The organism is Pseudomonas sp. EA_65y_Pfl1_P113 (assembly GCF_963970525.1).
Lineage (GTDB): Bacteria > Pseudomonadota > Gammaproteobacteria > Pseudomonadales > Pseudomonadaceae > Aquipseudomonas > Aquipseudomonas tritici.
Genome location: NZ_CAXAQM010000237.1, coordinates 1 through 607, shown reverse-complemented (window position 1 = coordinate 607; position 607 = coordinate 1). Strand labels below are relative to the sequence as shown.

The window sequence follows — 607 nt, the reverse complement described above, 5'->3', positions numbered from 1 at the left end:
CGATGCCGGTGGCGACGACCGAGACGCGGATCAGGCCATCGAGCGAAAGCCTGCCGGATGAGAGCGAGCCCGCCGACGCCGTGCCGCTGCAGCCCGACGCCGCCGGATGGGCGAAGGTGACGTAAACGCCATGCCCGAAATCCTGCCGCGCTACGTCCATCACGATCCGGACCGGCACGGCAACGACCGCCTCTACTTCATCAAGTGGAACCCGGCCACCAGGAAGCTGCGCAAGCGCCGGCTGCGGGAAGAGCCCGGCTCGCCCGCCTTCTTCGAGGAATATGCAGCCGCGCTCGACGACCGGCCCTATGTCGGGGCGAACGCGCCGGCCAAGGTGGCTCCGCCCCCGCAGGTCAAGCCGAACAGCCTGCGCTGGCTGTGCGCCAGGTACATGCGCGAGAGCCTGGAGTTTCGCGCCTATGACGTCGAGACCCAGAAGAACCGCCGCCGCATCCTGAATGCGCTGTGCCGCGAGCCCGCGAGCGACGACGATCCGCAGGAGATCGGCGACCTCGGCTGCGACATCCCGCAGGACAAGATCGAGCTTCTGGTCAACCGCAAGGCGCTGGCGTCGATCGACGCGGCCAACCACCGGCTGAAGGCGATC

1 protein-coding gene is annotated in these 607 nt (G+C 68.4%); it reads left to right on the top strand.

Translation table 11 applies throughout. The features are described 5' to 3' along the window. Nucleotides 1-130: 130 nt before the first annotated feature. The coding region (locus tag AACY52_RS29340) for a hypothetical protein (protein ID WP_339561223.1) at nt 131-607 on the top strand (477 nt) is incomplete at its 3' end.